We start from the raw sequence: 14,457 nt of genomic DNA, 5'->3' as shown, positions 1-14,457 counted from the left end.
TAGAGCCGATCTGAACCAGGGAGCGCGCGCGCCCTCCGTTGCATCGCCGTCAGGAGGATTGACGGCTGCGGGCAAGCCACCGACACGCGATTCGTCGTCGACGACGCATCTGAGCGGCATCAGATCACACTGGCTCCTATACATCTTCAACAGACCCCAAAATACGCTGGACAGGCGAGCCGTTCGGAATGGCGCCTGAAATGTTTGGCAACCGCAATCTGCGCCTGCCGCCATTCCCTGACACTAGATTGATGCTGAAAGTGCTCTCAAGTGTACGCGGGTAAACCTCGAGTATTGAAACGGATGACAGCCCCATACGAAGGTTTATCGAGCCCCGCTCGGCGCTCAAGCGAGCGCACATCGCACGAAGACGCAACACGGCTCGCACGCCACGCCTGTAGACGCCCAGGACACGGACGCGGCGGTGCGCTCGCACGCCCAGGAGCTTTTCTTTGAGCTCACTTGAACGACCATAAACCATTGTGGTCTGCCTGGTCCGTTTTTCAAACTTCAGTTTGCTATCCAACATCCCGCAATTTGGTAAAATCGATTGTTTCGATAGAACACATCCACACGATGGATAGACTCACAACATGCGGTTCAAGGGACTTGATCTAAATCTTCTCGTTGCGCTCGATGCCGTGATGACGGAACGCAACCTCACAGCGGCGGCTCGCAAAATTAACTTGAGCCAGCCCGCTATGAGCGCTGCGGTCGCACGGCTACGCGCCTATTTTCGCGATGAACTATTTACTATGAGAGGTCGCGAGCTCGTCCCTACACCTGGCGCGGAGGCGCTTGCAGGTCCAGTTCGCGAGGCCCTGCTGCACATCCAACTCTCAATCATATCGCGCGACGCGTTCGACCCGACTCAGTCGAGTCGACGCTTCAGGGTCATTCTTTCAGATTTCATGACGATCGTTTACTTCCGCAGAATTGTGGACCGCATGGCACAAGAAGCTCCCGCCGTGCGGTTCGAATTGCTGCCATTTTCCGATGAACCCGATGAGCTGCTTCGTCGGGGCGAGGTCGACTTTCTCATTCTGCCGGAACTGTTCATGTCGAGTGCGCACCCTAAAGCGACGCTGTTCGACGAGACCCTCGTGTGCGTGGGATGCCGCACGAACAAGCAGCTATCCCGACAGCTTACGTTCGAGAAATACATCTCGATGGGGCACGTTACTGCCAAGTTCGGACGGGCACTGAGACCGAACCTCGAAGAATGGTTTTTGCTTGAGCACGGTCTGAGGAGACGAATTGAGGTCGTCGTGCAAGGCTTTAGCCTGATTCCGCCCATATTGTTAGACACGAGTCGTATCGGCACGATGCCCTTGCGGCTGGCCAGACACTTCGAAAAGCGGATGCCACTGCGGATCATCGAACCGCCTCTCCCCCTGCCCATATTCACAGAGGCCGTGCAGTGGCCCTCGTTTCACAATACCGACCCCGCGAGCATCTGGATGCGGAGGATATTGCTTGAGGAGGCATCCAACATGGCATCTGATGAGCAAAAGCCTCCAACTCGCAGGCGCTGTTAGGCTCACCGCAAGCTGCCGCTCCGAATAATCCAAGCACGCTACAGGCCCTTCGACGTGCTCGGTCCCCTTCCTCGCTTCCGCGTCTCCTGGGGAGGCACTGCCACGACCTCACAATGCAGCGATCCGTTGCGAAGACTTTTCCTGTTGTAAGCGAGGTGACTTCCCAGGTGTGGTTTGATGGGCTTGCGCTGCGTTCAGGGCTACCCTGGCACTATCGCGGATAAAACACGCCTCCATTACAAATGTTTAGCTTGGCGGATAAAATCGCTTGAATCGCACATTGCGTCAGGTTGTAGGTTGACCCTCGCGACTAGCGCTGCACGACGCAGCCGTCGAGGGGGCGCTCTGGTGTGCTCAGGGCGCTCACGGACGCTGGGGTGATTGCGATCGGCGAGCTGAACGGACCAGCTACGTGGTCGGCCGAAACCGGCGAGACGAATCAGCTTGGAGGGTCCTGACGCTTTCCCCCCGCCGCCGATCGGCTTACCGCTTGCTGTCCATTCTTGTTGTCGTTTCGCGAGCTTCTTGTCTTGATGGCAGGGTTGAGCCGATGTCCATTCGGGCGAGCCAGGACGATTGCTCCAGACGCAGCCGCCACCGCACGCTTTTTCGCAGCAAGGACGTTTGCGCCGGATAAGAAGAGATGCGTTTCAAAGGTCTGGATCTAAATCTTCTCGTCGCGCTGGATGCTCTGATAACTGAGCGCAATCTCACCTCAGCGGCACGCAGGATCAATCTCAGTCAGCCGGCCATGAGCGCAGCCGTTGCCCGGTTGCGCTCATATTTTGGCGATGAACTGTTTGGGATGAGGGGGCGCGAGCTTGTCTTGACCTCGCGCGCAGAAGCGCTCGCAGCTCCGGTACGCCAGGCTCTGGTGCACATTGAACTCTCAATTATGGCGCGTGACGTGTTCGATCCAGCTCGATCGAGCCGGCGATTCAGGATCGCCCTTTCTGATTTCATAACAGTTGTATTCTTAAGAAATGTCGTGGAGCGCGTCACGCGAGAGGCCCCCACCGTCAGCTTCGAACTGGCGGCGCCGACCGTTGAGCACGACGAGCTCCTCCGCCGCGGCGAAGTCGATTTTGTTATCCTGCCAGATTCTCTCCTGTCCAGCGCGCACCCCAGGGCGGCCCTATTCGAGGAGAGACTGGTCTGCGTAGGTTGCTGCACGAACAGGGAATTACATCGCGGACTTACATTCGATCGATATATGTCGATGGGGCACGTTGCAGTTAAGCACGGAGGTGCGCCCCACACGCCAATTGAGCAATCATTTTTAATCGATCTCGGTCCTACTCGGCGCATCGACATTCTCGTGCAGAGCTTCAGCATGGTCCCGCCCCTCCTTGTTGGGACGAACCGCATAGGCACGATGCCATTAGGGCTGGTGAGGCATTTCCAGAAGACCATGCCTCTTCAGATTGTCGAGCTTCCGGATCCATTCCCCGTCTTCACCGAAGCGGTCCAATGGCCCGCAATTCACAACAATGACCCGGAAAGCCTGTGGATGCGGGAAATATTGTTCGAGGAGGCCACGCGCATGGCAACTGCATAAGAGCACCCCGTAACCAACACTCCGGAAGGAACGGGCAGTGCCTGAAACTTCGCACCCGTCTCGCCGTTGCCGTAACGACGTTCGTGAAGTCTACGAACTTCACATTCCAACACTTGTCTCAACACACACAATTCCACCTGCCTGGCTTGCTCTCCTTGTCGCGGGATAAAGACCCTCCGGGCGCGCGGTTCGTGAGACGCTCTTGATTTCTTTCGCGCGTCGGCGTTAGGCGCGATATCACAACCGCAGTGTGTCTGGCTTTAGAGACGGGGACGGAGCAGCACGTTCGCGCTTAGGCCAGGCGTTTACGTTGCAACCGCGGCCGCCAAGCGCGTCTTTCGAGAAGGCCGGCACGGGGCTCCTGTCGTCAACTCTCCAAGTTAGTAGTTGCTCCCCATGAATGGAGGCGATCGGCCTTTTTGGAGCCGCAACAAAATGCATCGTGAGCATAGAGGGCGTCGATCATACATATCGCCCGGTTCTGCCGCGCTGTCGAAGCAAGCATCCGCGCTCGCGTGTGGCCCTATGGCATCACTCTACAGTACACCGCATCTCCGTCGCTCTGCGCCGCAGGTATGACTTCTTTTGGCCCTACCGCAGCCAAACGTCTTGACGACGTGCGCTGCCCTGGACGCAATTCAAACAAGGAGCTGAAGGTTGAAGCTATGCAGCAGCGTGTTCGATCCAGAAGAGCTTTCTGCCCTCGGACGACTTTATGACAGCGCCGTCGACGCGCTACCCCCATCGATGCGGAGTCCAGAAAATCGCACGGCAATCGCCAAGCTCATCCTGGAGCGTACAGCGGCTGGCGAGGCTCAACTGGCATGCCTGGCGAAGTTGTTGATCACCCTTACCCCTCAGGGTTGATCCGCCGCCATTCTAAGGATAGTCACCACTCTCGCGCTGGAGAATGGAAGACGATTCAGGCTGACGCTTAGAAAGCAGCTTGAATCATACGTGACGTCAGGTTGTAGGCTTCAAAATTGAACAACATGAACAAACCTACACCAAGAAGGCGTCGATGGCGCATTGGCGAACTTGCAGAGGCGACCGGAGTAACGGTACGCACGCTGCACCATTATGAGCACACAGGACTCCTAGCAGCCACAGAGCGTACTGACGGCGGCCACCGGATGTATGACCGCGAAAGCCTGCAGCGGGTTCAGCAGATTCGCGCGCTGCGTGAGCTTGGCTTCTCACTTGTCGAGATCCGTAAAGCCATGGAGGGCACGACTTCTCTCACGGACCTGCTGCACAAACATTTAGAGCGCATAGAACTTCAAGTAGCTCGAGCAACTCTGTTGCGCGACCGTTTGCGCAACATGACAATCGACGGCGAGGCGAAAGTAAGTGTGGATGAGCTGCCTGCCACTCTGAATGCCATGTCGCGAGTCGAGACGCGTAGTCAAACGACCGCATGCATCTGCAATTCAGCTTCAGAGCGCGAGGACCGGTGGCGGCGAATCCGTGACGACCTTCGCGATTGCATGGATCGGAGCGAGCCCCCTTGCGGTGAGCGCGCAAAGGCTGTCGCAGTTGCAGCACGCTTGCTGATCAGCGAAATCGCCGGCGCCGATTCACGCGCTTCGATGATCCTGAAGGTACTTGCACGACTGAGCGCCCCCCGCGCTCTGGCTGGTTGGGATCCCTGCCTGATGCAATATCTCGATCTCGCCCTTGGCGGGTTGGAGGATTAGCCGTACTGACCCGTTCATGGCCCTTTCCACACGTCGGTTGGAAGGCACCTGACAATGCTAGGTTGATCTGCCGCGCTCTGATGCGGGCTGAAAGCTTTATGAGCTCAAGCGGACAGACGGTCATGGCCCGCCGATGCGCGCCCCTGACGCACCCACGCCCCTCAAAAGCGCTTGATCCGAACGTAACGTCAAATTGTAGACTCTACGGAAATTGAAAGCTGGTCGAGCCAACGCACGTTTGGCTTGGAGCAGCCTTGACCTGCAGGGGTGTCTGATCACAACCACTTGGGATCACTTCAGTGAGCATTGAAGGCTATACAATTGCAAATACGCAGCGCGCTTCTGTTGCAAGTGCGGCGATTCTCTTCTGCGCTCTCGCCGCCCCGCTTGCGCGCGGTTCTGAAGTAAAGATCGCCGTGGCTGGTCCAATGACTGGAAGCAGCGCCGCGTTCGGCGCGCAAATGCGCGATGGTGCAGCTGCGGCGGTTGAGGAATTGAACGCTTCGGGCCTACTTCCGGATAATGCCAAAGTTATATTGAGGGTTGCTGACGACGCCTGCGACCCAAGGCAAGCTGTCGCAGTTGCGAATAAGCTCGCGACAGAGCGCGTCCTGTTGGTAGTTGGCCATTTCTGTTCCTCTTCGTCGATCCCGGCCTCCGACATCTACGCTGAAGCAGGCATCGTTCAGGTGTCACCAGGCTCGTCAACTCCTCAGCTAACAGAGCGCGGCCTTAAGACTGTCTTTCGGATCTGCGGCCGCGACGACCAGCAGGGAACCGTTGCCGCCGAGTACATTCACGTGAACCATCCCAACGAGAACATCGCGGTGATCGACGACAAGAGCACTGCTGGAAAGGGCATTGCAGATGTGGTCGAAGCCGAGCTTCATCGATTCGGACGACAAGTCAGTCGGCAAAGCTATGTTGCAGGTGAACGGGACTTCAGAGCGCTGGTCTCAAGAATGAAAAAGGATCAAGTGCGCGTCGCCTATATCGGCGGCTATCATACCGAAATCGGATTGTTTGTGCGCCAGGCATCAGATGCAAAAGCAGACTTCATAGTCATGGCAAACGATCCGCTGATGACCTCTGAATTCTGGGCGATTACCGGCAGCGCTGGGAATGGCACATTGTTTACCTTCATGCCCAATCCCGCCGGGAATGCCAAGGCGGCCGGCGCTGTCGCCGGACTCAAAGCTTCCGGCCTGTCCGCTGAAGGCTACACGCTATACGCCTATGCGGCTGTGCAAGCCTGGGCAGAGGCGGTGAACCGGAGCGGCTCCTTCCATGCTACGCGGGTCGCCAGCGCACTTCGTTCATGGCCGGTGGATACCGTGATTGGCCCGGTCCGGTTCGACAAAAAGGGAGACAACTCGGCTTCTGGATTTTTGGTTTACCGCTGGCGCGACGGCCGTGTTGAACGTGTCAAGAAGTACTGATTTGCACGCACCGCCGGCTCCCGCAAACGCAATGCATCACGAATGATGAGACCTCCCCAGAACGTTGTCGCAGCGATACTCGCCAGCTCTTTTATACTTGCTGCTTTCGGAGCGTTTTTCGCGTTGGCTGCGGCGCTCGCAGAGCTAGCCAGCGTCGATCTGACGGAGGCGCTACGTCCGATGATAGACAAATAGCAGCCCCGTTGTCCTGATCCGTCCGGCAGCACAGGCTGAGCGGTCGACTACAGTTCTGGCGGGTCTGAAGGCATGACTTTCTGCCGCCAAGTGATTGAAGGTTCAGGACGAGCAACGCGAAGCCAACGGACAGTCGCGCAATGGCTCCAGATGGGGGCCGCGTTCGCTACTTCGATCAAACTGATAGCCGGATCGCCATTGACGCATTCTCCTACCGATCGTATCGCGCAAGCTCGGGTCCACGCATTGAAGAGAGAGCGCGGACGGCATGAAGCAATCAGGACCTATTACATAGGCTATAGCCGGGTATTGCGGGTAACCGCAGCTGGTGGATCGTCGGCGCCGAGATTTCATCTGTCTCTTCGGCTCGGGACTACTGCAGAGCTTCTTCGGCGCCATTTCAGAGCTATTCGCAAACGTGCAGCCCTGCGACTTTTTCTTTGTCAATCATGATCGGTGATCAACGGATCAGCGACCCTGCCCGACATCCCTTAGACGTGGCTCTGAGCCCAGACCGCGGGAAACAGCAATTAGCCGGCTCCGATGAAGGCGGTTAGATTGCTCGCGGGCGCTATCAACGAACTGGATGCATCCCATCAACACTTTCGATTTTACTAATTCAAGCCAAACACCGCATAAATCGACGCCGGATTACGGAAAGAACAGTCCACGAATGTCTCGTGACAACGATACCTTGCAGCTTGGTCGCAGCCGCGTCTCTCGTGGCTGCATCACGCAATGTTTGACAACGAAACACGTGGGGCACCAATGCAGTGCGATGAGCAATCGCAGGCCGGCGCGCAGCCTATCACGTTGTCGTCTCTCGCCTTTGCGATGATACTTGGCGGCTCTAAGAAGACAGCTTTCACGCGCACTGTTCGGCGAAGGTAAATGCGTCCGCAGCATAGAACTCGGGCAGGTGAACTGTCCTTTGCACCGGTGCGGGCCGGACTTTTCGCTCTGACCAGGCCGATAGCACCAACAATCCAGCCGTGTCGCCGCGGCTCCAAGCAAGGCAGTACAACCACCTGTGTGACCCCAACTGGAGTCACTGCAGTTATCCGACGCGCGGGACGGCTCGATCACGGTATCAATAGACTTCCGGACCCTCTACAACGCTTGTCGGCTTTTCCATATACACTCATTTCCCCTTTGCGATGCTTTCGCGGGACATGTGTGCCGCCCTGTTTGGGAACCGTGCGCACCTCCTGTGCAGCAGCGATTCGTCCGGCCACGCATCCGCCGTCTGGCGAACGGGAAATGACTAGGCTTATTCCGCCTATCTTGCATTTCACCACTTTGGAGAAATACCGTGGAACTTGACCCTTCCAATTCTCGCATACAGAACCTCGAGGATCGCATCGACCTGCAACTCGACATCGTGGCCGCGCTCATGCGCGAAGAAGGCAACGAGCTCGAAGCGATCCGACTGCTCAATGCACTCATAGGCCAAATGATTACGGCGGAGCTGGAGCTCGGCCAGCGTGGTGATACGAGCACCGGCGACGGACGAATGCGACTGTCGCGAGACCGTGGCGTTTACCAGCCCGAGGACCTTCAGTTTTTGGGACGCCTCTTCGATCAGACTGTGGCGGCATTACCGGCAGCGCTACGAACTTCCGTCAATCGACTTACGATCGCCAAGCTGATTTTTTCACGTGCGGCGGCGGACTGAACTTTCATTTTGCTTTTTTCTGGACGTCGACGGCGCTGACCGAACGTTTATCGCTGGACCGACAATCGTGCCAAAAGTCGTCCGCACCAGATCGAGGGTATGCGGCTTATGGGCTCCCCGTCCATAAGCGGGTCGCGTCCGCTGGCTTTCTATATCGCAACTGCTCGCGACGACGTTCGAGAGCAGGCTCGCTTTATCTCGCGCCGCGGACGACACAGTTACGTTCGATCTGGCAAGACCTTGCTGTCCCTCGTCGCCCGTGGCCACAAAGAGCTGATAGCGCGGAAGCGCAGCCTCACACATACGCTCGAGACACCGGACCGCTATCGCCGCTTCCGACCGCTGCCTGCGCCGACCTTCGAACACGATCTACCAAATAAGGCAGCTACGACATGTTGGAGTGTGGCACCCTTCAAAGCTAATGCTCGGAACAGGGCGATCAGCCACTCCGCACGTTAGCAATTCTTTCCGCGAGGCACCCCGAATTGTCCGCCGCGCACTGGTGGCGCTGAGACGCGGCGCGCACCACCTGTCCGTATCCGAGAACCTCACATAGCTTTCCGATATCCCAATATTGGGGCTGGGCCGCTCACGTCCGGTTAGTCGTGACCGGTCTGGCGCGGATCTTCCGATTGCAGGAAGAATATCCACGATTTATTGTCGATGCCAATCAACTGCCCACTACGGTAGAGAAGAGCGCTAGAATCCCTGCTCTTTCACTCCTTTCGGAATTATTCGACCGCGCCTGGCAATACGACATTCGGTCATCCGACCTTCAACAACGATCTATAAACTTCCCTGAAGCACCGAGAGCAGCTCGCTCGGGGGTCTGCACGCTGATGTGTGCTTGCTACACGTCACGAAATCTCGGTTAGCTTTTGGGAGGGTACTCCCTTGTGTCAGGATGTCGAGGAGTGTTTTAGATGGATCAGTTTTCTTCCGACCAAGTGCAGGTGCCAGATGCTGTCGTGAGCGTCGCATTTGACAAGGCTTGGGGCTTCATCGAGAAGGATCCCTTGCTGGCACATAATCTCAAGGCCGTCCTTCATAGACGATTGCGCACTTACCTTGAGTGCTCGATAAGAAAAGGCGAACGGAATACTCTGACTCTGGCAAACGAGGCGATACGCAACTTGCGTGCTGAACTCGCGCCGTCGACCGAGCAATGAGCGCTTGCAGCCGTACCGCTGGGAGCGTCTGGCTGGGTAAACGCAATTAACGGGTCTACGCGATAGACAAATCGGGTCAGAGCGTGGTCGAGCAGACTTTCCTCTACTCATGCTCTGCCCGGCGCGCCCGTAATCAAGGCCTTCATTACCGATCCGTCTGAGCCGTCAGCATGCATGAAGTGTGTAAGCGCGGCCTCGTTCTGCCGTTTGCAACAGAAGGAGCCAAGCACCTCCCAACTTTGCGGTCGCATCGCACGCCATGATGAACGGCTCGTGTCCAAAGAAGGCGCCCGCGAGGCGCCACTGCCGGGCCGCAGCGTCTCGATGACTGTGGAGCAGCGGCATTTTGCGCGCTCAGCAATCTGACGCCGCGTACGATTGGACACCTTTCTTTCCAAGACATGTTGTGCGGCAGTTACAGCAATTCGCGTTCATATTGATAAACGCACGGCGCCGGGGGGCACCGAAAGGAAACGACACTCGAATGAAAAACATTCTGATTCTGACTGCAAGCATCGGCGCACTCGTTGCGGCCACTCCCTCCTTCGGCACGGACTTGGCCGGGCAGCCTGTCAAGGTCAAAGCGGCACCGCTGCCGGCCGCGGCCCCGATTACCGATTGGTCCGGCTACTATATCGGTGCAAATGGCGGCTGGGGAACGAGCCACAATTGCTGGGATTTTAATGGCGCCACTTCCGAGGGCTGCCATAATTCGACCGGCGGGACCATTGGCGGCCAGATTGGCTATCGTTGGCACATCTTCAACATGGTTTACGGCATCGAAGGTCAGGGCAACTGGGCCGACTTCAACGGCTCCAATATCAGCACCGCCTTTCCGGCAAACACCGTTGGCACCACAACGGATGCCTTCGGTCTACTCACGGGCCATATCGGCTACGCCTTCAATGCCGTGCTCCTGTACGGCAAGGGTGGTGCTGCGGTGACCAGCAACACCTATCAGATCAACTCGGTGACTACTGGCACCGAGATTGGCAAAACCAGCGATGTGCGTTGGGGTGGCGTGCTGGGCGCCGGTGCCGAAGTCAGCCTCACGCCAAACTGGTCAGCTGGCGTCGAGTATAACCACTTCTTCATGCAGCGCAGCAACATCAGCTTCCCAGCGGCTCTTGGTACGGATCGCGTCCACCAGGATGTCGATCTCATCACGGCACGGCTCAATTACAAGTTTGGCTCGCCCTTTGCGAGATAGAGACCTCCACGCGGTTGCGTGAATCGGAACCCCGGCCTGCGGTCGGGGTTCTTTCGCGAGTTGATCCCACAAAAACGGCGATCATGACATTGGTAGGGAAGGCAACAGCACCATTTGCGAAGCCGGGACACGAGGTGACTTACAGCAAGAGATGCAGTTTACCTCGGCGGTCCGGCCCTCTCAGGGCGAAAAGCGCACCTCTATTCCAGCCCAGTCAAGTACCAAGTTCGGCGGTTGATGGGACGGTATACACACGACACTCGCTAAGGACCTTAACCTGACTGCAGCTCCGGCCGCGCCATCCCCACTTAGGCTCCCTTGCGGAAACACAACTAGGCCGCACCTGATGCACAACTTATGAAGGGCTCGGTGGAAAACGGCGAAGATCTTCGCCAAGATCGTTGAGGCATGACTTCTCCGCTCTTCGCGATCATCTCGCTGCTCTACGCGTGGGGAGGGGTACTGCATTTCTGTTGCTAATAACTTTCATTGGTATGCCACCGCATTATAGAACAGAGGCCGGGTGGGGCACCCGCTTTCGGCTGATCAAGCGGTTGCGGCAATCTCCTCGACGCCTGGGTAGGCTCAGCTCGCATTCGCGCAAGAGCATCTGCAGGCTCGAATGTCTACTGAGCCACAAACTTCCTCGATCCTTGGTGAATGGACTGGAAAGCCAGGATGGGAACGCATTCATGCAATGAAAAGGCGCAAGATCTCCCACCCCGATCCTGCATAGACGGCTCGAGCTCGCAGCATCGAGAACATAGTGACTGGATGGTGACGCCTGACCAGGCGGGCTATGTGACACTGAGAGCTGCAGGTGCATCACATCGACGCGACCTGAATGAAGGCTAACGGAGTAGATATACGCGATCAGGCACCGATCGATAACTGCAAAGGCTATGTTCGAAAGAAAACAACCAAGCTGGTCAGGCAGAATAGACCATCCAGATAGCGTTACGTCTGATGTATCTGGCCAGACTTCGCCTTGCTATCGGTAGAACGTCCATAAGCGTTGTGAGTTGGTGAGAGACGCCGCCGAACCAAGGCGCCCCGACGCACTCGGCCGGGGGGCTGAAAGTGCGCCGGGTTCGCCCCAACATCATCAGTACATCCGTGATGATGCTTCTGGCAATGAGACAAGCAGCGTGGCGGAATTGAGGCTTATGCATTCGATTACTAGAGATCAAAGCGAGTTTTCGTCGGCTGCGCCGACGGACTTGAATCGCACGTCGCGTCACGTTGTACTATTGCGCTCCTCTCGCTCTCATCCAGGAAGCAACTTGTCTTCCGTGGCACGCCGGCTTCTGACGGGAGGCATCCGTTGAACCCTGTGAGCAACCAAATCGGCTTTTGCCTGGAAAAACCGGTTTGGAACTCTGCGGCAAGCTCAGCTGCTTCTGGTGAGACCTGCAATCCCTGTTTTCGTCGCAAAACTCACTAGCCCTCAGCGAATGCGGAAACGACGTGTGCTCGCATGAGCGATTGAACGTTGCGCAGGCTCGTCGGGCACGTCTAGTCGCTTCGACCGTGCTCGCATGAGAAATTCATATCCTAAACGTTCAGGATAGCCGTCAACGAGCGACTCTCACTCCCTCGCTCTGTCCCTGAGTCGCGTTCGCAGTAACATCGAAAACGGGACCAGATCTCAGAAACCACTACGCGGGTTTGACATATCGCAAAGACATTAGAGAGGGTATCCGTCAGCTTTATGCTGGCCTGAGCATTGGAAAGTTAGGACTTGCAGACCTCCCTTCTGAACAAGTATTGCGATGCTCGCCTGCCTTGGTACACCATCTATCCAACCGTACGGGATTTCTCCGCGATGGTCGGTGCCAAGACGTGTGAGACATGGCTGAGGCGACTGCCGCCCGACGAGCCCGTATCGCTCTACATCCACGTTCCGTTCTGTCGCTCTATCTGTTGGTATTGCGGCTTCCCTACAAGCCTCACTCGCAGCGAGCGACCGGTCCGCAATTACTTGGCAGCATTGCGAGAGGAGATAGGCTTGGTCGCAAAGCAAGCGCCGAGCGCTCTGCCGGTGAGCGACGTGCATTTCGGCGGCGGGACGCCGACGACCATTGCACCGCGCGATTTTCTCGCCTTGATGGAACTCCTGCGCCACTGCTTTGCGTTCAAAAAATCAGCTACCATCGCCATAGAAATCGATCCGCGTGGGGTCACGCCCGAGATGGTCGAAACGTTACAAGCGGCCGGGGTCAGCCGCGCGAGCATCGGCGTGCAAAGCTTCGATCCGGTGGTTCAAAGGTCGGTCAACCGCGTGCAGAGCGAGGTGCTGACGGCTTCTGTCGTCGAAACTCTACGCCAGCATGGGATAAACCGCATCAATTTCGACCTTCTCTTCGGACTACCGCATCAAACGGTGCGGTCCTGCGTGGACACGGCTCGGACAGCTCTGGCCATGCGGCCAGACCGGCTTGCAGTTTTCGGCTATGCTCACGTCCCCTCCTATATGAAACGTCAACGCCAGCTCGATGAGACGGCACTGCCGGACAATATTGCCCGCGCTGAGCAAGCCGCGGCCATTGCAAATACCCTGGTCTCGGCCGGCTACCGCCAGGTCGGGCTCGACCATTTCGCCCTGCCCAACGACGAGCTCGCCCTGGCGCAGAGAGCTGGTCGACTGCGGCGCAACTCCCTCGGTTATTCGGCTGATACCACCAAAACCGTAATCGGCTTAGGTCCGTACGCCATCGGCCGTTTGCGTGAGGGTTATGTGCAGAACGAGATCGCGACCACTTCCTATTACGAACACGTTCGAGCCGGCCGCCTGGCAACCTCAAAAGGCTATTGTCTGTCGGCCGAAGATCGCCTCCGCGCCGCAATCATCGAGCGTCTAATGTGCGATTTGCACGCCGACATACCAGCGATCTGCGCTGCTCACGGATTTGATTCGATTCCACTTCTCAAGTCTGCAGGCCGGCTGGGAATGCTTGCCAAAGACGGGATAGTGGACATTGAAAAGGGCTTAATTCGGGTCAAGCAGGAGCATCGGTTCGTCGTTCGTGCGGTTGCTGCCGCATTCGACACTTATCTCGACCGTACCCCCATTAGCTAAGCCACGCCTCGAGCGGAGTTGGAGACTCGAGTACACCTGCAACAGTCTCAACCTCAAGGCTCCGCTTTCTTCGGTCCTGCGATCACTGGTGCGCCTCCGAGAGAAACAGGCCCTTCTCGTTTGGACCGGCCGAAGGGTTTCCTGGCGCTGCTTGAACAGCCCGGGCTGCCGACAAAGCGTCGCGGGAGCAGCAGATGGGAGAGGAGTTAAACTCTGCAGCGAGTCGATTCGCGAGGTCAGGATCGTGATCTGATCCAGGATCCCTTTCAGGTCATCACGCTGGGCAACGGCCCGGCGCTTGAGTTCCGCGATCTCATCGTCAGCTTTCTGTTGCGCCTCCCTTATCCCGGACTGAACCTGTCTCCCGTGGTGACGGTTTGAAGCGACGTCCTGCACTTCTGGCGACTCGACAAATTGTTCAAAATGGCCCAAAGCCACGCGCCAGAAGCGAGCCGACGAGGACAAGCGGCAGCACCAAAACCGCGAGAATCCGTCTTGACGGCCTGTGCAGGAGCGGCCGCACGTCTGAACCGGCCGCTTGAGCAATCGACTCCATTGCTCCTCCCTCAACATCCTTCCAGCAGGCTTCTTTGTCGACGCGAGAGCCTACGATGCTAACGCGCTTCTAAGGGCTACCAGCTTCCACAATAAGCAATCGGCCACGTTCCCGATCGGCTGCTCCTGCTTCGATGCTATCCCCTTCGGCAACTCGACAATTTGCGCTCGGTCTCCATGGTAGAGTCCCGCAGCGAGCAATGGTTGTCGTCGTTTGGCCATGGCGATGGCGCAGCATTTTTTTCCTCATTCAGAAGAATCTTGCAGATTTTCTCGAGCGTTGCAGATTCCAATGATCGCGCGCAGGTATTCCAATCTGATGCCGCGCAGCGTTCCGATCTG

At 57.2% G+C, this 14,457-nt stretch carries 8 protein-coding genes; all 8 read left to right on the top strand.

The window, feature by feature from the left end:
* Nucleotides 1–593: 593 nt before the first annotated feature.
* The 8 genes from nodD1 (at nt 594) to hemN (ending at nt 13,560) form a co-directional block, all read left to right on the top strand.
* Nucleotides 594–1,538 carry a transcriptional regulator NodD1 gene (gene nodD1, locus XI04_RS27305; RefSeq protein ID WP_271595827.1) on the top strand — a complete coding sequence of 315 codons (945 nt, stop codon included), beginning with the start codon at nt 594–596 and terminating at the stop codon, nt 1,536–1,538.
* 643 nt (nt 1,539–2,181) lie between these two features.
* The gene (gene nodD2, locus XI04_RS27300) at nt 2,182–3,096 is read left to right on the top strand and encodes a transcriptional regulator NodD2 (RefSeq protein ID WP_271595828.1); all 915 of its coding nucleotides are present in this window, start codon (nt 2,182–2,184) and stop codon (nt 3,094–3,096) included.
* Between the two features lie 992 nt (nt 3,097–4,088).
* Nucleotides 4,089–4,793, top strand: coding sequence for a MerR family transcriptional regulator (locus tag XI04_RS27295; RefSeq protein ID WP_271595993.1), 705 nt, complete (start codon nt 4,089–4,091; stop codon nt 4,791–4,793).
* A gap of 299 nt (nt 4,794–5,092) precedes the next feature.
* Nucleotides 5,093–6,232, top strand: a complete 1,140-nt coding sequence (locus XI04_RS27290; protein WP_271595829.1) for a branched-chain amino acid ABC transporter substrate-binding protein — start codon at nt 5,093–5,095, stop codon at nt 6,230–6,232.
* 1,507 nt (nt 6,233–7,739) lie between these two features.
* Nucleotides 7,740–8,102, top strand: a complete 363-nt coding sequence (locus XI04_RS27285) for a NolY (RefSeq protein ID WP_271595830.1) — start codon at nt 7,740–7,742, stop codon at nt 8,100–8,102.
* Between the two features lie 923 nt (nt 8,103–9,025).
* Entirely contained in the window at nt 9,026–9,271 is a 246-nt protein-coding gene (locus XI04_RS27280) for a hypothetical protein (RefSeq protein ID WP_271595831.1), read from the top strand.
* Nucleotides 9,272–9,755: 484 nt separating this feature from the next.
* On the top strand, nt 9,756–10,481 hold the full coding sequence (locus XI04_RS27275) for an outer membrane protein (protein ID WP_271595832.1): 726 nt from the start codon (nt 9,756–9,758) through the stop codon (nt 10,479–10,481).
* A gap of 1,741 nt (nt 10,482–12,222) precedes the next feature.
* Complete coding sequence (gene hemN, locus XI04_RS27270) at nt 12,223–13,560, top strand: oxygen-independent coproporphyrinogen III oxidase (RefSeq protein ID WP_271595833.1); 1,338 nt, start codon at nt 12,223–12,225, stop codon at nt 13,558–13,560.
* Nucleotides 13,561–14,457 lie beyond the last annotated feature (897 nt).

This window comes from Bradyrhizobium sp. CCBAU 11430, assembly GCF_028128855.1.
Lineage (GTDB): Bacteria > Pseudomonadota > Alphaproteobacteria > Rhizobiales > Xanthobacteraceae > Bradyrhizobium > Bradyrhizobium ottawaense.
This window is presented reverse-complemented; position numbering and strand designations above follow the sequence as displayed.

Excerpts from the sequence above, each read along its gene's own strand:
- nodD1 (WP_271595827.1), top strand. The coding sequence starts at position 594 with ATGCGGTTCAAGGGACTTGATCTAAATCTTCTCGTTGCGCTCGATGCC.
- nodD2 (WP_271595828.1), top strand. The coding sequence starts at position 2,182 with ATGCGTTTCAAAGGTCTGGATCTAAATCTTCTCGTCGCGCTGGATGCT.
- XI04_RS27280 (WP_271595831.1), top strand. The coding sequence starts at position 9,026 with ATGGATCAGTTTTCTTCCGACCAAGTGCAGGTGCCAGATGCTGTCGTG.
- XI04_RS27275 (WP_271595832.1), top strand. The coding sequence starts at position 9,756 with ATGAAAAACATTCTGATTCTGACTGCAAGCATCGGCGCACTCGTTGCG.
- XI04_RS27295 (WP_271595993.1), top strand. The coding sequence starts at position 4,089 with ATGAACAAACCTACACCAAGAAGGCGTCGATGGCGCATTGGCGAACTT.